Below are 20,173 nucleotides of genomic sequence, written 5' to 3' on the forward strand. Positions count from 1 at the left end.
TCGGCCCATCGCGTGCCGGGGGCGAGCCCCGTCGCCGGGTCGCCAAGCGCCTCGTCGTAGATGTGACCGCAGGTCACGCAGTGCCATTTCGCGAACGGCTCCGCGTCCGCGGGAAGGGCGACCGGCGCCGTAGCGATGCCACCTGTCCCCAGGGGAATGAAATCCGGCTTGTCGCGAACCGCGCAGTCGGGACATGCCCAACTGTCCGGAATTTCCGCCCAAGTCGTGTTGGGCGCGAAGCCCTCGTGCGGGTCTCCGGTCGCTTCGTCGTAGATATAGCCGCAATCAGGGCATTGGTATTGAGTCATCATGCTGCTTTCTTCTTGGCGCGGCGACGCAGCGATGCTGCCTGGAATGACGATACCGACCGGAGCGCCATGGAAGTCTCCCCGTTTCGAGGCGCGCCGTCGGATGTCCGACACTCCGAAGAGAGATTCAGACCGGACGGATCGCTCGGCCGCGCTGAAACCTAGTTGAGCGGACGCTGGGAAGCCCGGCGCGCCGAACCATATTTACGGCCGATCTGCTTCCTGCGCGCCGGATCGATCTGAATCTTGTCGATATCGCCATCGGCCCATTTCACGACGCGGGGATCCATGACCATCCGGAAGACCGGCGGGATCAGCGCCATGAAGAACATGCCCGGATAGCCGGTGGGCAGTTCCGGCAAGCCCTTGAAGTCACGGAGCGACTGGTAGCTGCGCGTCGGATGGGCGTGATGATCGGAATGCCTCTGCAGGTGGAACAGGATGAGGTTCGACGCGATGTGGTTGCTGTTCCACGAGTGGCGCGGCTGAGCGCGCTCGTACCGGCCGTCCGCCATCTTCTGGCGCAGCAGTCCATAATGCTCGATATAGTTGGCGCTGGTGAGCTGCCACCAGCCGAACGCCATCTGAATGGGCAGGAACACCAGCAACTTCGGATTCGGGCCGAAAGCCAGCAGGAGCGCGGCGTAAACGACCAGGGTGATCAGCAGCGGGGGAATGATCTCGTTGTCTAGGCTCCAGACACTCTTGCCGACACGTTCCAGCCGCACTTTCTCAAGATTCCACGCGCGCAGGAACGCGCCGGGAATTTCGCGCAGCGAGAACTTGTAGATGTTCTCACCCATGCGGGAGGTGGCGGGGTCCTCCGGGGTCGCCACGTCGCGATGATGACCCTTGTTGTGCTCGATGAAGAAGTGGCCATAGCCGACGACGGCCAGGACGATCTTGGCCATCCAGCGATCGAAGGGCTCCTTCTTGTGGCCGAGTTCGTGGCCGGTATTCAGCGCCAGCCCGTTGACGATGCCCAGCGAGAAAGCGAGAGCCACTACCCCCCACCACGCGATCGGCTGCGTCGCGATCCACCATGCACAGCCGACCAGCGAGGCATAGTGCACCGGAACGGTCAGCCAGGTGAGAACCCGGTAATACCTATCCGCCTCCAGGCGGGCCACTGCCGTTTCGGGGGGATTGTTCGGGTCCTTGCCGAACAGGACGTCGAAAGCCGGGATGACGCCGTACCAGACGAACAGCGTGAAGGCATAGAAGATGCTCCATCCCGTCAGGTGGACGAGATAAAGCCCGATGAGTGGTGCTGCCGGCCAAACGACCGACAATACCCATAGGTAGCGCTTCCTGTCGACATAGCGATCAGGCGTGCCATCACCCGGAAGGCTTCTAGCGATGGTGCTCATAGACATATCCTCTCGATGCGTGACGCACTTCCTGCGTCCTTAACTTTGGGCACATCGGGCCGCACTTTTCAGTCTTGGCCGCCCCGCGTCCCGGAGCAACCCAACTAAAGTGTGGTTTTGGATCGATCCGAATTTTGTATCGAATGAGCCTGAAGGCCAGGCTGGTCGCCTGTCGGTTAAACTACAGCGTTTCAGGAGAGAGAGCTTTCATGGGCAGAGCCGATGCACATGTCGTCATTCTGGGAGCGGGCCATGCGGGCGGAACCGCAGCAGCCCTCCTTCGCCAGTACGGATTCGAGGGCGCGATAACGCTCGTTGGCGAGGAATCCATCCCGCCCTACCATCGTCCGCCGCTTTCCAAGGCCTCGCTCAGAGCCGCATCGGGTGCAGCTCCGACGCTCCTGAAACCAACCGAATTCTACGAAACAGCCGGGGTACGACTCCGCCTGGGCATCCGCGCGGACAAGCTGGAGCGCCAGTCCAGGACGGTGACGCTCTCGACCGGCGAGGATCTGCAATACGACCATCTGGTTATCGCGACGGGCGCTCGCCCGATCAGGCTGCGGGTCGCAGGATCGGATCTGGACGGGGTGCTGGAATTAAGGACGGCGGGCGATGCCGAGCGGCTCAAAAAGGCCCTGAAGGCTGGCCAGCGCCTTGCTATAGTCGGCGGCGGCTATATCGGCCTGGAGGTGGCCGCATCCGCGCGAGCGCTCGGCGCGGACGTAACGGTGATCGAGCGCGAGCTGCGGCTGCTTGCCCGCGTAGCCTGTCGGGAGCTTTCCACCTTCTTCCACGACTGCCATGCGAGGCAAGGCGTCAACTTCGAGTTGGGTGCCACCGTGTCCGGGTTCGAGGGACAGGGTGGACACATAACCGGTGTGCACCTCGACGACGGTCGAACGATCGCTTGCGATGCCGCCCTTGTCGGCGTCGGCGCCGTCCCCAATGATGAAATCGCCCGGGATGCGGGGCTGGACACAGCCTCCGGCATCCTCGTCGATCTGGAAGCCCGCACGTCCGATCCGGCCATCTTCGCCATCGGTGACGTCGCCCGCCGACCAATCCCCCTTTATGCCCACGTGGCTCGTCTCGAGAGTGTGCCCAATGCGCTCGAACAGGCGAAACAGGCCGTCGGGGCCATTGTCGGCCGTCCCGCGCCGGTCCACGAGGTTCCGTGGCAGTGGTCCGACCAATATGACGTGAAGCTGCAGATCGCCGGCCAGGCGATCGATGTCGACCGCGTCCTGCGGCGCGGCGGCCCCTCTCCCGAGAGTTTCGCGATCTTCCATTTGAAGGGCGATCGGATCCAGTGCGTCGAGGCGATCAATTCGCCACAGGATTTCCTGGTTGGCAAGCAGTTCATCGGCGTGCGCGCGAGTATCGACCCCGACAAGCTGAGCGACGCCGCGATCCCCTTGAAGGAGGCCGTGATCTGATTCGTCCTGTTCGCCGGTCGACGGGAGCCGCAGATGCAGGGCGATCACATGTGATAGGAGCCTGGTTGTACCGCTGAGAAGCCGCCGGAGAACATGGCGGACCAAAGCAAGAGAGGAAGTCTGGAGATCATGGATGCTGTCAGCGAGCGGGTAGCGTTACTGGCGTCCGGATGCCTTGCGCGTCCGCGCCTCTTCATGGCCGATGAGGCGAGGCGCTGCCACCTCCTTCGCGCGCCCCCCGGCTATGGAAAGAGCGTTGCGATGGCCCAGATCTGGGAAGACCGCCGACAAGCCGGTGCCGTTGCAGCCTGGGCGTCGGCCAGGGAATGCGAATATGATTCCCGCCTGCTTACAGAGCGCATTCACGCCCAGATACTCGCAGCCGGCAGCGCCAGCGGCAAGGATGCCCCAACGCTGCTGGACACCGTCCCCCGAACGCTCCAGGGTCTCGCCGGCTGGCTACGAGAATCCACCGCGCGATCTAGCTCGGGTATCCTTCTCTGTCTTGACGACATTGGCTTCCATCCCGACCTCGCGGATGAGATCGAGGATTTCATGCTGGCTGCGCCGGCCGATGTCGAGATCGTGGCGGCAACGACCGCGGGCATCGGCTTTGCACGCATCGCCGCCCGGCGACAACTACGGGAAGTTCGAGCTGATGCGCTCGCGTTCACCTTCGATGAAGCAAAGGCGGTCGCGCGGGGGGAGCCTGGAACTCTCATCCCGGAACCGGACGTCCATACGCTCTGGAAACGCACGCAAGGTTGGGGGGAACCGCTATGCATCTTGTTGCAGGCCGCATCCACGGATGAAGCGACTGTCGGGCGTCTGGTCGTCGAGCGCGTCACCGGCCGGGATAGCGATCTGGATCGATATTTTCGCAGCGCCATATTGGCTAGTCTCCCGAGTGAGGTACGGGAGTTCTGCATTCGCGCCTCGATCCTGGGGCCGATCTCCGCCGACTATTTTAACCATGTGTTCGGCAGGAGTGATGGGGCCTACGTCATTGAAAAGCTGTCCGCTGAGCGCATGCTGCTCACCCCACTGGATAGAGCACAATCAGGTTATGAGTTTCACCCGCTGCTGCGCGAGTTTCTCGAGCACAGGTTTGCGGTAGAGCATCACGGTCCCAGGCCGGAACTGTTCGCCCGAGCTGCTCAATGGCAGAGGGAAAGCGGCCATAGCCGCGAAAGTATCAGCCTCTATCTGCGCGCCGGCGACAGGGATGCTGCAGCCGAAGTCGCGTCAACGAGCATGATGGACATCGCGCTGCGCCAGGGCGAGGTGGATCAGATCCAGCTATGGCGGCGCAGCTTCTCCGAGGCGGTCTCTGCCCCGACGATCATTCTCGGGTTGGTCTGGGCGCAGATTTTCAGTCACGACCAGAAGCACGCGGCCGCGTTGCTGTCGGAACTGCGCGCCGTCAGCGTCGGCCTTTCCGACGAAGCGGCCAGGCGGCAGATGGAATGGTGGTGCGATCTCATCGCCGCGATCGGCGAGGCGACCGCCGACAATCTGGAGGAAAGCAGGCGGCAATGCGAGTTATGGCTGAAGCTCCATGACGAGGCTGATCTCGTCTGCCGGGGCGCGATCCTCACATGCCTTTGCTTTATCGCGGCCAGCGAACGCCGGCCTGACGATCTCGCGAAACTGAGCGCTGAAGCCTCGTCGGTCAATACTGTCGCCAACCATCGCTACGCTCTCGGCTGGCTTCACAGCACCATGATCTTCAGCGAAATATCGAGGGGCAATATGCAGGCCGGCACCGACCTGCTTCGACGCGCGCGAAATGACGACAATGCCCAGATCAACGCCACGCCGTTCTCCGCCAATCTCCTTGATATGCTGGAACTCGAGCTACGATACGAGGCAAACCAGCTCGACGGGATCGCCGCGCGCGTCGATGACGTTCTGGATTTCGTGCGTCAGCACGGCGTGGTCGATTTCGTCTTTTCGGCCTTTCGGACCGCGGCAGCCATCGCCCATCGCGACGGCGACCGAAAGGGCGCCATCGAACTTTTTCAGGAAGTTCGCGTGATCGCCAGGGAATGCGCCTTTCCGCGGCTTGATGCGCTCGCGCGTCTTGCACTGGCGGATCTACTGGTCCTGGACGACGCGGGCGAGGCAAACGCTGTCTTGCCGGCGCAAAGCGAGCCCGTCTTCCAGACAACGCATGGCCCGTATCTGCGGGCGCTCAAGTCGCTGACCGAAGCTCGTATCGCATCGCGGCAGGCAAAATATCATCTGTGTGGCCGGCTTGCGAACGCCGCGCTGGATCATGCGCGCCGCAGCCAATCAAGCAGGCTGGAAATCTCGGCTCTGCTGTGTCTTGCCGGCGCCAACGCAGCAACGGAAAGGTCGGCGGCCGCCGAGCAACGCGTCGCGGACGCGGTTGATATCGCTGCGCGAAGCGGATGTTATCGCACGTTGCTCGATGAGCGTCAGTATCTGGAGGTGTTGGGGCCGGTATCGCTCCCGCTGCTCGATCTCATGCCAGATGAGCGAGAATTTGGTGGACGCGGCATCGCGCCGGGCGACCGTCCTTCCTACGCACCGATAGCCACCGACACCGTTCTTCTTACGAGAAAGGAACTCGCAATTCTGCACAGGATAAAGGAAGGACTGTCAAATCGCGATATCGCGGCCAGGCACCGCATTAGCGAAGATACCGTCAAATGGCACGTTCATAACATATTCTCCAAGTTGGAAGTCAGAAGCCGTGTCCAAGCGATTTTGAGGGCTGAGGATATGAGAATTTTAGAATAAGCCATATCTGTTCGGTCGATTATGGAAGACACGAATCGACTGCACCTTCACGCCACTTCTTACATTGCAGAATTTTATAGCGATCGAAACGTAGTGGATCGCCTGACAAACATCGTTTGTCGATCAATGCCGGCGCAAGAATTTGATTTCCCCGCGCAGACAAGTTCCGAGTGATTCTAAATAAGAGGACCCCGCAAGGGGGATTGACCGTGTCGTTCAGCATCCGACAGCTCCGCTTTGCACTTGCCGCAGCCGACCATAGCAGCCTTCATCGGGCCGCGCGGGCGCTCGGGGTGGAGGAGTCGACTCTGAGCCGCAACATCCTTCGGCTAGAGCGCGTAATCGGAGTGAAGCTGTTCATCCGCTCGCGCACCGGCGTGACGACCACGGTCGCCGGCCGCCAGTTCATGCCGCAGGCTCGCCATCTCGTCGCCAACTCCGACCGGCTGGTGGAGACGATGCGGCTCGCCGGCCAAGGGCGTGCCGGCGGGCTCGCGGTCGGCTTCAACGGCCCGATCTCCGCCGGGAACCTGCGGGCGACGCTGTTCGCCTGGCGGGACAGCAATCCCCAAGTGGATATTGAGGGCATCGAGGCCGAACGGCTGGCGCTGCTGGCGGGACTCGATGCCGGCGCCGTCGACCTCGCCATCATCCCCGGCGAGGCGAGCTATCAGGGCCTACGCCGCGCTGCGTTCTGGAGCGAGCGCCTCTTGGTCGCTCTGCCGGCTTCCCACCGCCTCGCGGAGCAGGAGAGTGTGAATTGGACAGACCTGCGCGACGAGACCTTTCTGCTCACGGTCGAAGATCCCGGCCCGGAGCTGCGCGACTTGGTGCTGGGCCATCTCGCCGCCTTCGGTATGAGCCCCAGAATCAGGATGCGTTGCGTCAGCCGCGAATGGATCATGAGCGTGCTAGGCGGCGGCATCGGTGTCACCATTACCTACGAGGGCGCATCGGGTGCCCAATATCCCGACGTCGTACTGCGCGAGGTTCACGATGCGCACGGCCGGACGCTGATCGGTTATTCGGCTTATTGGCGCAAAGCGAGCGACAATCCGGCGCTGAGGCGCTTCCTCACCTTTGTGCGCAATCGATATTCGCTGGCGTTCGAGATCGACTGATGGAAAGACCTTGTCGCTTTGTCTCCGATTTATTTTGACGAAGGAGAGGAACGATGAAGTTGAACGTCGTTATTATTTCATCATGGCGCTGATCGTTGGGTTCGGCGCGGGATTTGCGCTGCGGCCGGTGCTCGCGCCGATGGCCGCGCCCGCGACTGTTGCCGACACTGGGAGGATCGCGGCGACGAGCAGCGCCGGTGCGCGCAGCCAGCAGTATTTCGCCGCGCATATCGAGGAAGCTCGCCAGGTGGTGGCGGGATGTCAGTCCGGCTCGGTGCGCGGCGACGAGTGCTTCAACGCGGGCCAAGCCGTCATCGAGGCGGACGGCAGGGCGCGGTTCAACAAGTTCTTCGGTCACTGAGGAACCGGCCGGTTGGCCTGTCAGTCCACCCGCGTGCGTCGATGCCGCGCAAAGGCGCGGTCGGTCGCCATGAACCGGGCCAGCATCGGGGCAACGAGCTTCTCGGGCGGCATCGGCGGCTGTCCGGTCTCGGCCGCGAGCGCCGCCGCATAGGCGACGAGATCGCGGTGAAGCGCGGCGGGCAACTCCACCGTCAGCTTCACCGGCTTGTCGTCGGCGATCGGCCCCAGCCTGAGTTTGGCGGTCATTGGCCGCCTCCAGCGGGAGCCAATACAAGGTCGCGCGTCACGATCACACGGACCGGGAAACCGGGACGGATGGTGAGTGTGGGCTGGATGTTCAGCTCGTGCTCGACGACCTGCTGTCCGGCCTGGCTGAATCCGTTGGCGGCGCCGGCCCGGAGCGCCTGCGCCAGATTGTTCTCGCTCTGGCTGGTGCCGGCCTCGCTGCCGACGCTGAGCATAGTCGAGAGGAGCGCGGCCTTGAACAGCTTGCCCCAATGGTTGTTCACGCCATCCTCAAGCCCGGCATAGCCTGCGGCATCGGCGCCCGGCTGGCGCTCGAGCGCGATCGAACGGCCATCGGGAAAGATCAGCCTATCCCAAGCGAGCAACACGCGGCTCTGCCCGAACGAGACCGAGGAATCATAGGCACCGATCAACTTCGCGCCTTGCGGGATGAGCAGGATGCGCCCGGTGGGGCTGTCATAGATATTCTGCGTCACCTGGGCGGTGATCTGGCCGGGAAGATCGGAGCGGAGGCCGGTGATGAGCGCGGCCGCGATTACGCTGCCGGCCTGGACCACATAAGGCGACGGCGGCGCAGCCAGCCGCTCGGCGCTGACGGCGCGGCGGTCGCTATCGTCCTTGAGGAAGGCGCGCTTGGCCGCCTGACCGTTGGGGCTGGCGTCCTCGGACTGCGTGGCGGGCGTGGCGGCGGACACTGCACCTGTGGCCTGATCCGCGAGGGCGAGCGCGGGAGCCGAGGCCGGCGCGGGCTCGCCGCCGAGGAACAGCTTGCTGGTGCGCGCGGCGTCGCGCTCCTGAAGGACGCGCTGGCGCGCCTCGATGGCGGCATTCGCCTGCGCACCCTGACCGGGCGGGACCGTGCCCGGCGTCCCCAGCGCGGCCTCGCGGCGCTGCTCGGCAGACAGGATCGGCGGCCCGAGATCGCCGGGCAGCGCGGGGCCGAGCTTCGGGACATGCCCGTAATCCTTTGGCGCGGTGGCGATGACATCGGCGGTTGGCCGGTTCTCGGTGCTGTATAGCTCCTTGGCCTGGTGCTGTCCGGCCGGGCGCAGCGCGTAGATCAGCGAGCCGCCGATACCGAGGCCGGCGACCACGCCGACCGCCGCCAGCGCCTTTCGCGACAGCCGCATCACGCGCGGCGGGCTCCCGCGCAGCCGGAAGGCTTCGGATGGCGCCCCGGCAGCGGCCGGCGCCGCCGCGCTCGCCGGGGTCTCCGGCGTGGCCGGGCCTTGCTCGGCCCCGCTCATGACCGCCCCCGGCGCGTGCCGTCGGTGCGGGTGACGCGCACCTTCTGCTGGGACTTCTTGTCGCCCATGCGCAGTTCGGCAACGCCGAACAGCCGGTCCACCACCATGTAGCGGCCCTGGACGCGGTAGTTCACCAGCTCGCCGCCACCGGCCGGCCCAACCACGAACAGCGGCGGCATCTCGCCCTGCGCGATCCCGGCCGGAAACTCGATGAACACCTGTCGGCCGTCGTCGAAGGCGCGCAGCGGCTTCCACGGCGCATTGTCGCCGTCGATCGCATAGCGGAAGTTCAGCGCGGCGATGTCCACGCCGGCCGCCACCGGCGCGGCGCTGGCGGCCGCCGCATTGTCGCGCCGGAGCGCGATCAACCTGTCCTGCGGATAGGTCCACGAGACCGAGGCCATATAGGTCGCGGCTGTCGCGCGCAGTTCGAGGTGATAGGTGCGCCTGTCGGTGTTGATGACGAGGTTCGTGGTCAGGTCGGGGCGCGTGGGCTTCGCGAGGATATGGACGCGCTTCGTCGCGCCCGATCCGCTCTCGGTGTCGCCGATGACCCAGCGCACCGTGTCGCCGGCCGCGACGGGACCGGAGCCGGCGAGCTGCTCGCCCTCCTCCAGCGCGATGTCCGTCACCTCGCCCGGCGCGGTATAGACCTGATAGAGCGCGCCATCGGCATAGGGATATTGCTGGATGGCGTTGAGGAAGCCATCCTTGACCGGCTGCACGCGGGCGGCGGCATTGGCGACGCCGACGCGCTCCTTCGGATCGGCCGGCTCGGGAACGCGCGGCCCGGCCGTTACCGGCTTCAACTGACCCGGCAAGGGCAGCGGCTGCGGGATCGCCACCACCTCGACGGGCTTGGCCGGTTCGGGCTCGGACACGGCCTGAATGGCGGGCGTGGCATCATCATAGGAGATGGCGGGCGGTTTGGCGCCGGCGCCGGCGCAGCCGGCGAGCGCGGAGGCGGAGAGCAGCAGGACCGGGAGCGTAGCCCGGCGTGCATCAGGATGCGTCATCGGACAGCTCCTTCGACCAGTTGATGGCGTTGACGTAGATCCCGAGCGGATTCTTGCGGAGCGCGTCGGGGGTGGCGGGGGTCTGGATCACGATCGTCAGGATCGCCGACCAGCGCGTGGTGGAAGCGAGGCTCCCGTCCTGATAGTGCCGCTCGATCCAGGCAACGCGGAAGCTGTCGGGCGAGGCCCGGATCACGCTGGAGATGTCCACCGCGACCTGCACCTTGCCGATGCTGGCGAACGGGTCGTTGGATCGCGCATAGTCGTTGAGCGCGACCGCGCCCTTGTCGGTGGTGAAGTCATAGGCGCGAAGCCAGTTCTGGCGGACGACGATCGGATCGGCGGCGATGCCGCGCACCTCTTCGATGAAGCGCGCCAGATGGAATGCGATCTGGGGATCGGTCGGCTGATAGCCGTAATCGGCGGGGGCGATGGCCTGCGCCTGGCCGAGCCGATCGACCTGCACGACCCACGGCACGATCGAGCCGCTCGCCGACTCCCATACAAGGCCGGCGGCAAGCCCGCCCGACAGCGCCAGCGAAGCGAGGCAGGCGAGCCGCCAGTTCTTCGCCTGCACGCGGGCCGAGCCGATGCGGTCGTCCCAGACCTGCGCGGCACGCTGGTAGGGCGTCTCGGGCTCGGGCGTCTGCCCGTAGCGGATGGAGGGGCGTCGGAACATGCGGCTAGTCCTTCTCGCTGGTATCGACCGAAGCGCCGCCGCCGTGGCTGTCGCCGCCGCGCAGCGTGTGGGCGGCGACGCTCGCGCCGTGGCTCATCGTCTGGCGTTGTTTCATCGACTTCGCCCAGGCCGGCGGGCCGGACGTGCCGGATGGTTCCGGCGCGGCGGACGTGGCCGCTGGTGCGGAGGTCGCGGCGCGGCCGGATTGGTAGCTCTGCTTCATCGAGGCGGCGGCGCGGCGCAGCGGCGACATGGCGGCGCTTCCCGCCGCCTTGCCGACGCCGCCAAGGCCGCCGGCCACCGAAGCCGCGCCCGACTTGCCCGCCGATCCGGCCGAATAAGCGCCGGAGGCGGCGCCCGCGGCGCGGGCTCCGCCCGTCGCCATGCCGCCGATCGCGCCGGCTGCGGCCCCGGCCGCGAGGCGCGCACCGGCGACGCCGCCCATGATCGCGCCGCCGGCCGCGAGCGCCGTTCCGGCGGCCGCACCGGCTCCGAGCGCCGGACCGCCCGAAACGATGCCGTTGGCGATGCCGGGACCGAAGATGGAGAGGCCAAGCAGTGCCAGCGCCGCGAGTGCGATCGCCATCACGGTTTGGGCGTTCGGCGTCGCCCCGAGACCCGTGGGGGTGAACTGGCTGAACAAGGTGGTGCCGATGCCGGTGATGACGGCCAGCACCAGCACCTTGATGCCGGTCGAGACGATGTGGCCCAGCACCTTCTCGGCCATGAAGGCGGTGCGATGCCAGAAGGCGAACGGCAGCAGCACGAAGCCGGCGAGCGTCACCAGCTTGAACTCGATGATCGTGATGAAGACCTGCACCGCCATCACGAAGAAGGCGAGCACGACGATCACCCAAGCGAGCATCAGGACGATGATGGCCGCAAGATTGGCGAAGACCGCCCAGATGCTGCCGTATTCCTTGGTCGCATCGACCAACGGCTGGGCGGCGGTCAAGCCGGCCGCGGCGATGCTGCCCGGCTTCATGAAGTCGGCGAGCGCCATGCCGCCGCCACTGGCCTTGAGCCCCAGCCCGGCAAAGCTCTGGAAGACAATTGTGGCCAGGTTCGAGAAATTGCCGATGATGAAGGCGAACACGCCGATGTAGAGGGTTTTCTTGATGAGGCGCTGCAATACGTCCTCGTCCGCGCCCCAGGCCCAGAACAGACCCGCGATGGTCACGTCGATCACGATCAGCGTCGAAGAGAGGAAGCCGACCTCGCTCCCGAGCAACCCGAAGCCGCTGTCGATGTAGCGCGTGAAGGTGTCGAGGAAGGTGTCGATGACGCCGGTATTCATGGCCGTGCTCCCGTCTTAATGGGGAGCGCCGCCGCGTCCTGCGGCTCGCCCTGTCCCTGCGCTGCGACCTGATCCGCTGTGCCGACCGTCTCGGCGGACGGGTCGTTCTGGCCAAAGAAGCGACGGCGGTTCGCCGCCCACGCCGCCTCACACCCCGCATCGGGCATGGTGAGCGTGGCGCAGCGGTCCAGCTCGCGCGCGAGCGGATCGGAGGCCGCGGCGACAGGCGGTGCGTTCATGTCCGCCGGAGCAGGCTGGTCCCGCTTCGTCGTGCCGACGATCACCACCGCCATCATCATGCCGGCGAGCGCCGCGACGCCCGCGATCTTGAGGTTGCGCGAGGGCATCGGTCGTCAGTTGCCGTTGTCGAAGAAGCGGCTGAACCGCTCGCGGCCGTCCGCCTCGATCTGCGTCTGGCGGGCCATTTCCAGCGCCTGCGCGCGCGACTGCGCAGCGGCCAGCGCGGTCAGGTCGGCGATCTGCTGTGACTGGAGCGCGAGAAGCTGATTGCCTGCCTGTGCCGCCTGGAGCGCGCCGGTCGCCGACTGGCTGGCGGAAACCAGGCCGTTCATGCTGGTGCGGGCGCCGTCGATATTGCCGACGACGCCGGCCTGAACCCTCATCGTATCCTGAAACGCGGCGACGCTGGTTTTCCAGCTCTCCTGCGCGTTGGCGACCATCTGCGCGTCGGAGGTCGAGGCGGTGGCGCCATTGTAGCGGGTGGTGAACGCCTGATCGATCGACTGGACGCTGTAGGCGATGCGCTGGGCGTTGTTGAGCAACTGCTGGGTGCGCTGGATTTGCGCCTGCAAGGTCGCCAGCGTGCTGTATGGCAGCGAAGCGAGGTTCTTCGCCTGATTGATCAGCGAGGTGGCCTGGTTCTCGATCTGCTGGATCTGGTTGTTGATCTGTTGCAGCTCGCGCGCGGCGGTGAGCACGTTCTGGGCGTAGTTGGTCGGATCGAACACGATGCCGCTGCCGAATTGCGCGTAGGCCGGCATGGGCATCAAGGCCGGGGCGACGGCCGTTGCAGCGAGAACGCCTGCCATCAGGGCGCGGCGGATCGGCGAAGATTTCATGGTTCGATCTCCATGTCAGGCATGAGGGGAAGTTCAGGCTGGCGCTCCCGCGCCTCGTGCGGATCGGCGGGCGCGAAGGCGGGCAGCAGGTCCGCCGCCCAGGCGACGCCGCGCTCGCGCAGCCACGCGGCGGCGAAGCCATCGTGGCCGTGACGGTCGATCAACTCGGCGATCAGGCGCTGATCGGTCTTCGAGGAGGCCGCCGCGAAGGCCAGCGCCACCTCGCCCAGCCCCAGCTCGAACAGCCGGTTGCCGCGCGCCGACTGGCAGTAATAATCCCGCTTGGGGGTCGCCCGCGCGATGATCTCGATCTGGCGGTCGTTGAGGCCGAAACGGCGATAGACGGCGGTGATTTGCGGCTCGGCGGCGCGCTCGTTGGGCAGGAAGATGCGCGTCAGGCAGCTCTCGATGATGGCCGGCGCGATGGCCGAAGTCTCGATGTCAGCGAGGCTCTGCGTGGCGAAGACGACGCTGGCGTTCTTTTTCCTGAGCGTCTTGAGCCATTCGCGGAGCTGCGCCGCGAACTCCGGGCTATCCAGGACCAGCCAGCCCTCGTCGATGATGATGAGCGTCGGCGAGCCGTCCAGCCGGCCCTCGATGCGGTGGAACAGATAGGCGAGCACCGCCGCGGCCGATCCGGCGCCGACCAGGCCCTCGGTCTCGAACGCCTGCACCCTGGCCTCGCCCAGCCGTTCGGTCTCGCCGTCGAGCAGGCGGCCCCACGGCCCGCCGACGCAATAAGGCGCCAGCGCCTGCTTGAGCTGCTGGCTCTGCAAGAGCACCGCAAGGCCGGTCAGGGTGCGCTCGGGCGCCGGCGCGCTGGCGAGCGAGCCGAGGGCCGACCAGATATGCTCCTTGGCCTGCGGGTCGATGGTGACGCCTTCGCGGGCGAGGATCGCGGCCAGCCATTCGGAAGCCCAGGTTCGCTCTGCGGGATCGTCGATGCGGGCGAGCGGCTGGAGCTGCACGCCCGTCTCGCTCTCGTCGGAGAGGCCGCCGCCGAGATCCTGCCAGTCGCCGCCCATCGCCAGCGCGGCCGCGCGGATCGAGCCGCCGAAGTCGAAGGCGAAGACTTGCGAGTCCGGGTAGCGGCGGAACTGCATCGCCATGAGCGCGAGCAGCACCGACTTGCCAGCACCTGTCGGCCCGACGATGATTTCGTGGCCGACATCGCCGACGTGAAGGGAAAACCGGAACGGGGTCGAGCCTTCGGTCCGTGCATAGAGCAACGGGGGCTGTCCGAAATGCTCGTCCCGTTCCGGCCCCGCCCATACCGCTGACAGGGGGATCAGGTGGGCGAGATTGAGCGTCGAGACCGGCGGTTGCCGGACGTTGGCATAGACGTGGCCCGGAAGACTCCCCAGCCATGCCTCGATCGCGTTCATGCCTTCGGGGATCACGGTGAAGTCGCGGCCCTGAATGACCTTCTCGACGAGCCGCAGCTTCTCGGATGCCACCGCCGGGTCGCGGTCCCACACCGTCACGCTGGCGGTGACGAGGGCGAGGCCCGCATAGTCGGCGCCCAGCTCCTGCAAGGCGGTGTCGGCGTCGGCGGCCTTGTTCGAGGCGTCGCTGTCCATCAGAACCGACGCCTCGTTGGTCATGACTTCCTTGAGGATCGCCGCGACCGACTTGCGCTTGGCGAACCATTGCCGCCTTATCTTCGTAAGCAGCTTGGTCGCGTCGGTCTTGTCGAGCATGATCGCGCGAGTTGCCCAGCGATACTCGAACGCCATCCGGTTCAGCTCGTCGAGCAGGCCGGGAAAGGTCACACTCGGGAAGCCGATGATGGTGAGCGTTCGGAGGTGATGATCGCCCAGCTTCGGTTCGAGGCCGCCGGTCAGCGGCTCGTCGGCGAGCAGCGCATCGAGATGGATCGGCGTCTCCGGCACGCGGACGCGCTGGCGCCGGGTCGAGATGGTGCTGTGCAGGTAGGTCAGCGTCTCGGCGTCATCGAGCCAGCGGACTTCGGGGACGAAACCTTCAACCAGATGGAGCACGCGGTCGCTGCGGTCGATGAAGCCCTTGAGCAGCTCCCAGGGATCGACGCCGCTGCCTGAGCGGCCCTCGTAAAGCCAGCCTTCGGCGCGCGCCGCGTCCTCGGCCGGCGGCATCCAGGCGAGCGTCAGATAGTAGCGGCTCTCGAAATGCGTGCCTTCCTCGCGGAACTGTTCGCGCCGCTCCATGTCCACCAGCGCCGAGGCCGGATCGGGAAACTCCGAATCCGGGTAGGCGAGCGCGGGCGCGCGCTGCGCCTCGACGAAGATCGCCCAGCCCGAACCGAGCCGGCGCAGCGCGTTGTTTAGCCGCGCCGTGGTCGCGACCAGCTCGGCGGGCGTCGCGCTGTCGAGATCGGGACCGCGAAAGCGCGCCGTGCGCTGGAACGATCCGTCCTTGTTGAGCACCGCCCCTCCGCCGACCAGCGCCGCCCAGGGCAGGAAGTCGGCGAGGTGCGCGGCGCCGCTGCGATATTCGCGCAAGCTCATCATCGGGCCGCCCTCACACCCGGAGCCAGGTCGGATAGCGGAGGTGGCGTCGCGCCACGTCCACGAACTGCGGATCGCGGCGCGCCGACCACACGCCGACCGCATGGCCGGCCGCCCAGAGGACGAGGCCCGCGATCCAGAGGCGCAGGCCAAGGCCAAGCGCGCCCGCGAGCGTCCCGTTGAGGATCGCGAGGCTGCGCGGCGCGCCGCCGAGCAGGATCGGCTCGGTCAGCGCGCGATGCACCGGCGCGATGAAGCCGGCGACGGGTTCGCCGATGTCCCCCGCCAGCGCCATCAGACCAGCGCCCCGCCGCTGAACGAGAAGAAGCTGAGGAAGAAGCTCGACGCGGCGAACGCGATCGACAGGCCGAACACGATCTGGATCAGGCGGCGGAAGCCGCCGCTGGTGTCGCCGAATGCGAGGCTCAGGCCGGTGACGATAATGATGATGACCGCGACGATCTTGGCGACCGGCCCCTGGATCGATTCGAGGATCGAATTGAGCGGCGTCTCCCACGGCATCGACGAGCCCGAGGCATAAGCGGGAGCGGAAATCGCGAGTGCGACGGCGCTGGCCGAGGCGGCAAGCATGGCGCGGCGTGCGCCATGCCGAAGGGCATGGATCATGGCAGGTCTCCCGGTTGGGTTTGGACAAAAGGCGTGAGGCGGTAGTCGCCGGTTGCGGGGTCGAGCCCCTCGACGCGGGCCAGCTCGGCGAGCCGGCGGCCAGCGCCGTCGCGGACCAGCACCGCGATCAGGTCGATGGTCTCGGCGAGCAGCGCGCGCGGGACCGTGACGACGGCCTCCTGGATAAGCTGTTCCATCCGGCGCAGCGCGCCGAGCGCGGTGCCGGCATGGATGGTGCCGATCCCGCCGGGATGGCCGGTGCCCCAGGCTTTGAGGAGGTCGAGCGCCTCGGCGCCCCGCACCTCCCCGATCGGGATGCGGTCGGGGCGCAGGCGAAGCGACGAGCGGACGAGATCAGAGAGCGAGACCACGCCGTCGCGCGTCCGCATGGCGACGAGGTTGGGTGCGGCGCATTGCAGCTCGCGCGTGTCCTCGATCAGCACGATCCGATCGGTGGTCCGCGCGACTTCCGCGAGCAGCGCGTTGACCAGCGTGGTCTTGCCGGTGCCGGTGCCGCCGGCCACTAGAATGTTGGCGTGGTCCGCCACGCCGGCGCGCAGCGCCCCGGCTTGCGCGCCCGACATGATCCCAGCCGCCGCATAGTCGTCGAGCGTGAACACGGCGACGGCGGGCTTGCGGATCGCGAAGGCCGGAGCCGCGACGACGGGCGGCAGCAATCCCTCGAACCGTTCGCCGCCTTCCGGCAGCTCGGCGGATACGCGCGGGCTTCGCGCGTGAACCTCGACGCCGACATGATGGGCGACCAGGCGGACGATCCGCTCGCCATCGGCGGCGGCAAGCATCATGCCGGTGTCGGAGATGCCCTGACCCAGCCGATCGACCCACAGGCGGCCGTCCGGGTTCAGCATCACCTCGATGACGGTCGCATCGTCCAGCCACGCCGCGATGGACGGTCCCAGCGCCGTGCGCAGCATTCGCGCGCCGCGTGCCCTGGCTTCGGAACGGATCGGCTGGACGGTCAAGCAACGGCCCCTGATTTGAGCCGAGCGAACCGCCGCTCGACCTCAGGGGCACATCAAGAGAACCGCAAAAGCAGTGGGAGCAACACTTATGTCGAGGCGTAGTAGAGGCGGCGGCAGATAAGTGTCGAAGGCGGAATCAAGGTCGCCCGGCCAGAACTCCAATCGTCACGATGGCGCTCAATTTCAGCCGACAGGGATGCCGAGCGAGGCTTCCAGCCTTCGAGTCGGCGTTCACGTCACATGACCGCTTCAGTCGGATTCGATCCGGTCCAGGATCGACGCGATTTCCTCCCAAGACCGACGATTGCAGTTCGGCACGCTCAGCATTTCGCGCTCGAACTCAGCACGATCGGAGCGCAGGAAGTCGCTTACGGTGTGGAAGCCGCAGTTCATGAGCACATTGTAGGTGCGCCAGCTCCACGGAAGATCGCTGATCTTGGTGGAAGCCTTAATTTTCGTCTCCACGGGCGACGTTGGCGAAAGCCTGCAAGGCTCGTCACGAACCGCATTATGAACGAGCTGCCCCGCCCGGCTCGCGCTCACGCCTAATGTCTCGCCGATTTCCCGCAGGGTCATGCCCGAGCGGCGCATCGCCAGAGCCTCTGCTCGGCGTTGTCTTGCGTCAGTCCCGGAATCGACGTCTGCCATCGGGACGCCATAGTCGATCGCTCCGGCTCCGTCTCGACGGTCCCGACTTATCGCCATATTCGGCCGGCATTATAGGGCGGTCTCCTTGTCACTCCCTCGCTCGACATCCTCGCCGATCTCGTCGAGCAGACTCTTGCCGCTGGCGTAACGTCGCCCGAGCGTCTCGACGAACCCCTCGTAGCGTTTGCGCCCTTTCACCTGGGCGGCCGCCTGATCCTCGTCGGGAAGCGGCGGTGTGACCGACAGCCAGAAGCGCACGAATAGCGCCAATGCCTCGGTGGCAAGGCCGGTATTGCGTTCGAGCCGCTGGACCTGACGGGTCAGCCGATCGAGCCGGCGCGCGAAGGCGGCTTCGAGCCGGTCGGACCCATCCGGCGACAGATACGACGCCACCGCCGCTTCGACGATCGCCGAGCGCGAGATGCGCCGCCGGATCGCCAGTTCGTCCACCTGACGGGCCAGCTCCGGCGGGAAATAGACGTTGAGCCTCACGCGCATCGTTCGCTCCTACAGATCGAGGCCATCACCGGGATCGAGCGACGCCTGGCGTGCAATCCCGCGCATCTGCTGGCGTCGGGCGGCCGCCTGCCGCGCCGCATCCTCCGGCTCGTCATCGACGACCGAGAACTCCTGCGCGGGCGACCGCGTGTCGGTCGTTTCCTTCACGATGGCGACATGATCGGGCAGCTCGGGTTCACGCCGCAGCCCGCCATTGGCGGCATCCTCCTGTTCGCGGGCGATGCGGGCGAGCGCCTGTTCGTCGGCCTGCGCGACGCGGCCGGTCCAGTCGTCTGCGCGCGGCGCCGAAGGTTCCGGCTCCGGCGGCGGCGTGATCCGCGCCATGAACCGCGCATCCTGATAATAGCGCGCCTTCTTGGCCCGCACCGGATGGACACCTGCGACCATGACGATCTCGTCGTCCGGTGGAAGCTGCATGACCTCTCCGGGGGTGAGAAGCTGGCGGGCCGTCTCGGAGCGCGATACCATGAGATGTCCGAGCCACGGCGAGAGGCGATGCCCTGCATAGTTCTTCATCGCCCGCATCTCGGTCGCGGTGCCGAGCGCATCCGAAACCCGCTTGGCGGTCCGCTCGTCATTCGTGGCGAAGCTGACGCGGACATGGCAGTTGTCGAGGATCGCGTTGTTCGGGCCGTAGGCTTTCTCGATCTGGTTGAGCGACTGCGCGATCAGGAACGCCTTGAGCCCGTAGCCCGCCATGAATGCCAGCGCGCTTTCGAAGAAGTCGAGCCTGCCGAGTGCCGGAAACTCGTCGAGCATAAGCAGCACGCGATGGCGGTTGCCCTTCGGGTTCAGTTCCTCGGTGAGCCTGCGGCCGATCTGGTTGAGGATCAGGCGGATAAGCGGCTTGGTCCGGCTGATGTCGCTCGGCGGCACGACGAGGAAGAGCGTCACCGGCCGGTCGCCTTTGACAAGATCCGCTATGCGCCACTGGCAAGTGCGGGTGACGGCGGCCACCACCGGATCGCGATAAAGGCCGAGGAACGACATGGCGGTGGACAGCACGCCTGAGCGTTCGTTGTCGCTCTTGTTGAGCAGTTCGCGCGCGGCGCTGGCGATCACGGGATGAACGCCCGCCTCGCCGAGATGTGGCGTCGCCATCATCGCGGCCAGTGTCTGCTCGATCGTGCGGCCCGGATCGGAGAGGAAGGCGGCGACGCCCGCCAGCGTCTTGTCGGGCTCGGCGTAGAGGACGTGGAGGATCGCGCCGACCAGCAGCGCATGGCTGGTCTTCTCCCAGTGATTTCGCTTCTCCAACGACCCTTCCGGGTCGACCAGCACGTCGGCGACGTTCTGCACGTCGCGCACCTCCCACTCGCCGCGCCGCACCTCCAGCAGCGGATTGTAGGCGGCGGAACCTGCGTTGGTGGGATCGAACAGCAGCACCCGACCGTGCTGCGACCGAAACCCGGCGGTGAGCGTCCAGTTCTCCCCCTTGATGTCGTGGACGATCGCCGAGCCCGGCCAGGTCAGCAACGAGGGCACGACAAGGCCGACGCCCTTGCCGCTGCGGGTCGGCGCGAAGCACAGCACATGCTCGGGGCCGTCATGGCGCAGATAATGGATGCCGAGCTTGCCCAGCATCACGCCATCCTCACCCAGCAGCCCGGCGGTCCTGATCTCGCGCAGCGTCGCCCAGCGGGCCGAACCGTAGGTCTCGGCATTCTTCGCCTCGCGCGCGCGCCAGACTGACATGGTGATGGCGACGATGATCGCGACGAAACTGCCGGAGGCGGCGATCAGCGCCCCCTTCTCGAAGATCGTCGGCGCATAAGCATCGAAGGCGAACCACCACCAGAAGAAAGCCGGTGGCAGATAGACCGGATACCCCAGCACCATGAACCATGGCCGGCCGAGTTCGGGCTGCCAGGCGAGCGCGGCCGCCGTCCATTGCGTCGCGCTCCAGATCGAGACCAGCACGATCAGGAACACCGCGGCGATCTGGCCCCAAAGGATTTTGGTGGCAGGCATAACGACTC

Annotated in this window: 20 protein-coding genes; 4 read left to right on the top strand and 16 right to left on the bottom strand. The window is 66.2% G+C overall.

All coding sequences use genetic code 11. The annotated features are described in order from the left end of the window. Together ACLB0R_RS16555 and ACLB0R_RS16560 are read right to left on the bottom strand one after the other, a co-directional pair. The coding region (locus ACLB0R_RS16555) for a rubredoxin (protein ID WP_434953879.1) at positions 1-311 on the bottom strand (311 nt) is incomplete at its 3' end. Positions 312-469: 158 nt separating this feature from the next. Next, positions 470-1,678: an alkane 1-monooxygenase gene (locus ACLB0R_RS16560; RefSeq protein ID WP_167712843.1), complete on the bottom strand. Its 1,209-nt coding sequence runs from the start codon at positions 1,676-1,678 to the stop codon at positions 470-472. Positions 1,679-1,821: 143 nt separating this feature from the next. On the opposite strand from ACLB0R_RS16560, the gene ACLB0R_RS16565 reads away from it, so the two are divergent. The 4 genes from ACLB0R_RS16565 (at position 1,822) to ACLB0R_RS16580 (ending at position 7,365) form a co-directional block, all read left to right on the top strand. After that, positions 1,822-3,117, top strand: coding sequence for an NAD(P)/FAD-dependent oxidoreductase (locus tag ACLB0R_RS16565; protein WP_209092157.1), 1,296 nt, complete (start codon positions 1,822-1,824; stop codon positions 3,115-3,117). A 261-nt stretch (positions 3,118-3,378) separates the two neighbouring features. Next, complete coding sequence (locus ACLB0R_RS16570; protein ID WP_209092156.1) at positions 3,379-5,883, top strand: helix-turn-helix transcriptional regulator; 2,505 nt, start codon at positions 3,379-3,381, stop codon at positions 5,881-5,883. Between the two features lie 209 nt (positions 5,884-6,092). Further along, a complete protein-coding gene (locus ACLB0R_RS16575) occupies positions 6,093-7,004 on the top strand; it encodes a LysR substrate-binding domain-containing protein (protein ID WP_167712839.1) in 912 nt (303 codons plus the stop codon). 82 nt (positions 7,005-7,086) lie between these two features. Next, a complete protein-coding gene (locus tag ACLB0R_RS16580) occupies positions 7,087-7,365 on the top strand; it encodes a hypothetical protein (protein WP_167712837.1) in 279 nt (92 codons plus the stop codon). A gap of 20 nt (positions 7,366-7,385) precedes the next feature. On the opposite strand, the gene ACLB0R_RS16585 is transcribed toward ACLB0R_RS16580, so the two are convergent. The 14 genes from ACLB0R_RS16585 to ACLB0R_RS16650 all read right to left on the bottom strand — a co-directional run bounded on the left by ACLB0R_RS16585 (position 7,386) and on the right by ACLB0R_RS16650 (position 20,165). Next, a complete protein-coding gene (locus tag ACLB0R_RS16585; protein WP_167712835.1) occupies positions 7,386-7,613 on the bottom strand; it encodes a DUF2274 domain-containing protein in 228 nt (75 codons plus the stop codon). Beyond that, positions 7,610-8,860 (bottom strand): TrbI/VirB10 family protein, encoded by a 1,251-nt coding sequence (locus ACLB0R_RS16590; protein WP_167712833.1) that lies wholly within the window; start codon positions 8,858-8,860, stop codon positions 7,610-7,612. The genes ACLB0R_RS16585 and ACLB0R_RS16590 overlap by 4 nt, the downstream gene beginning before the upstream one ends. Next, on the bottom strand, positions 8,857-9,876 hold the full coding sequence (gene trbG / locus ACLB0R_RS16595; RefSeq protein ID WP_167712831.1) for a P-type conjugative transfer protein TrbG: 1,020 nt from the start codon (positions 9,874-9,876) through the stop codon (positions 8,857-8,859). The genes ACLB0R_RS16590 and trbG overlap by 4 nt, the downstream gene beginning before the upstream one ends. Continuing rightward, positions 9,863-10,555, bottom strand: coding sequence for a conjugal transfer protein TrbF (gene trbF, locus ACLB0R_RS16600; protein WP_167712829.1), 693 nt, complete (start codon positions 10,553-10,555; stop codon positions 9,863-9,865). Before trbF ends, trbG begins: the two co-directional genes overlap by 14 nt. A gap of 4 nt (positions 10,556-10,559) precedes the next feature. After that, complete coding sequence (gene trbL / locus ACLB0R_RS16605; protein WP_167712827.1) at positions 10,560-11,852, bottom strand: P-type conjugative transfer protein TrbL; 1,293 nt, start codon at positions 11,850-11,852, stop codon at positions 10,560-10,562. Further along, positions 11,849-12,199: a putative entry exclusion protein TrbK-alt gene (gene trbK-alt, locus ACLB0R_RS16610; RefSeq protein ID WP_167712826.1), complete on the bottom strand. Its 351-nt coding sequence runs from the start codon at positions 12,197-12,199 to the stop codon at positions 11,849-11,851. Before trbK-alt ends, trbL begins: the two co-directional genes overlap by 4 nt. Before the next feature lie 6 nt (positions 12,200-12,205). Continuing rightward, positions 12,206-12,931 (bottom strand): P-type conjugative transfer protein TrbJ, encoded by a 726-nt coding sequence (gene trbJ, locus ACLB0R_RS16615; protein ID WP_167712823.1) that lies wholly within the window; start codon positions 12,929-12,931, stop codon positions 12,206-12,208. Beyond that, positions 12,928-15,420, bottom strand: coding sequence for a conjugal transfer protein TrbE (gene trbE / locus ACLB0R_RS16620; protein ID WP_167712821.1), 2,493 nt, complete (start codon positions 15,418-15,420; stop codon positions 12,928-12,930). The genes trbJ and trbE overlap by 4 nt, the downstream gene beginning before the upstream one ends. A 10-nt stretch (positions 15,421-15,430) precedes the next feature. Then, a complete protein-coding gene (locus tag ACLB0R_RS16625) occupies positions 15,431-15,712 on the bottom strand; it encodes a VirB3 family type IV secretion system protein (RefSeq protein WP_167712819.1) in 282 nt (93 codons plus the stop codon). Then, the gene (locus ACLB0R_RS16630; protein ID WP_167712817.1) at positions 15,712-16,044 is read right to left on the bottom strand and encodes a TrbC/VirB2 family protein; all 333 of its coding nucleotides are present in this window, start codon (positions 16,042-16,044) and stop codon (positions 15,712-15,714) included. Before ACLB0R_RS16630 ends, ACLB0R_RS16625 begins: the two co-directional genes overlap by 1 nt. Beyond that, positions 16,041-17,027 carry a P-type conjugative transfer ATPase TrbB gene (gene trbB / locus ACLB0R_RS16635; RefSeq protein ID WP_167712815.1) on the bottom strand — a complete coding sequence of 329 codons (987 nt, stop codon included), beginning with the start codon at positions 17,025-17,027 and terminating at the stop codon, positions 16,041-16,043. The genes ACLB0R_RS16630 and trbB overlap by 4 nt, the downstream gene beginning before the upstream one ends. Before the next feature lie 249 nt (positions 17,028-17,276). Beyond that, entirely contained in the window at positions 17,277-17,675 is a 399-nt protein-coding gene (locus tag ACLB0R_RS16640; protein WP_167712813.1) for a DNA-directed RNA polymerase subunit alpha C-terminal domain-containing protein, read from the bottom strand. 69 nt (positions 17,676-17,744) lie between these two features. Continuing rightward, complete coding sequence (locus tag ACLB0R_RS16645) at positions 17,745-18,173, bottom strand: CopG family transcriptional regulator (RefSeq protein ID WP_167712811.1); 429 nt, start codon at positions 18,171-18,173, stop codon at positions 17,745-17,747. A 9-nt stretch (positions 18,174-18,182) separates the two neighbouring features. Further along, positions 18,183-20,165 carry a conjugal transfer protein TraG gene (locus ACLB0R_RS16650; protein ID WP_167712806.1) on the bottom strand — a complete coding sequence of 661 codons (1,983 nt, stop codon included), beginning with the start codon at positions 20,163-20,165 and terminating at the stop codon, positions 18,183-18,185. Positions 20,166-20,173 lie beyond the last annotated feature (8 nt).

Origin of the sequence: Sphingomonas sp. GlSt437 (assembly GCF_048015635.2) — a bacterium.
Classification (GTDB): domain Bacteria; phylum Pseudomonadota; class Alphaproteobacteria; order Sphingomonadales; family Sphingomonadaceae; genus Sphingomonas.

Excerpts from the sequence above, each read along its gene's own strand:
- ACLB0R_RS16560 (WP_167712843.1), bottom strand. The coding sequence starts at position 1,678 with ATGAGCACCATCGCTAGAAGCCTTCCGGGTGATGGCACGCCTGATCGC.
- ACLB0R_RS16565 (WP_209092157.1), top strand. The coding sequence starts at position 1,822 with ATGAGCCTGAAGGCCAGGCTGGTCGCCTGTCGGTTAAACTACAGCGTT.
- ACLB0R_RS16570 (WP_209092156.1), top strand. The coding sequence starts at position 3,379 with ATGGCCCAGATCTGGGAAGACCGCCGACAAGCCGGTGCCGTTGCAGCC.
- ACLB0R_RS16580 (WP_167712837.1), top strand. The coding sequence starts at position 7,087 with ATGGCGCTGATCGTTGGGTTCGGCGCGGGATTTGCGCTGCGGCCGGTG.
- ACLB0R_RS16585 (WP_167712835.1), bottom strand. The coding sequence starts at position 7,613 with ATGACCGCCAAACTCAGGCTGGGGCCGATCGCCGACGACAAGCCGGTG.
- ACLB0R_RS16590 (WP_167712833.1), bottom strand. The coding sequence starts at position 8,860 with ATGAGCGGGGCCGAGCAAGGCCCGGCCACGCCGGAGACCCCGGCGAGC.
- trbG (WP_167712831.1), bottom strand. The coding sequence starts at position 9,876 with ATGACGCATCCTGATGCACGCCGGGCTACGCTCCCGGTCCTGCTGCTC.
- trbF (WP_167712829.1), bottom strand. The coding sequence starts at position 10,555 with ATGTTCCGACGCCCCTCCATCCGCTACGGGCAGACGCCCGAGCCCGAG.
- trbL (WP_167712827.1), bottom strand. The coding sequence starts at position 11,852 with ATGAATACCGGCGTCATCGACACCTTCCTCGACACCTTCACGCGCTAC.
- trbK-alt (WP_167712826.1), bottom strand. The coding sequence starts at position 12,199 with ATGCCCTCGCGCAACCTCAAGATCGCGGGCGTCGCGGCGCTCGCCGGC.
- trbJ (WP_167712823.1), bottom strand. The coding sequence starts at position 12,931 with ATGAAATCTTCGCCGATCCGCCGCGCCCTGATGGCAGGCGTTCTCGCT.
- trbE (WP_167712821.1), bottom strand. The coding sequence starts at position 15,420 with ATGATGAGCTTGCGCGAATATCGCAGCGGCGCCGCGCACCTCGCCGAC.
- ACLB0R_RS16625 (WP_167712819.1), bottom strand. The coding sequence starts at position 15,712 with ATGGCGCTGGCGGGGGACATCGGCGAACCCGTCGCCGGCTTCATCGCG.
- ACLB0R_RS16630 (WP_167712817.1), bottom strand. The coding sequence starts at position 16,044 with ATGATCCATGCCCTTCGGCATGGCGCACGCCGCGCCATGCTTGCCGCC.
- ACLB0R_RS16640 (WP_167712813.1), bottom strand. The coding sequence starts at position 17,675 with ATGGCAGACGTCGATTCCGGGACTGACGCAAGACAACGCCGAGCAGAG.
- ACLB0R_RS16645 (WP_167712811.1), bottom strand. The coding sequence starts at position 18,173 with ATGCGCGTGAGGCTCAACGTCTATTTCCCGCCGGAGCTGGCCCGTCAG.
- ACLB0R_RS16650 (WP_167712806.1), bottom strand. The coding sequence starts at position 20,165 with ATGCCTGCCACCAAAATCCTTTGGGGCCAGATCGCCGCGGTGTTCCTG.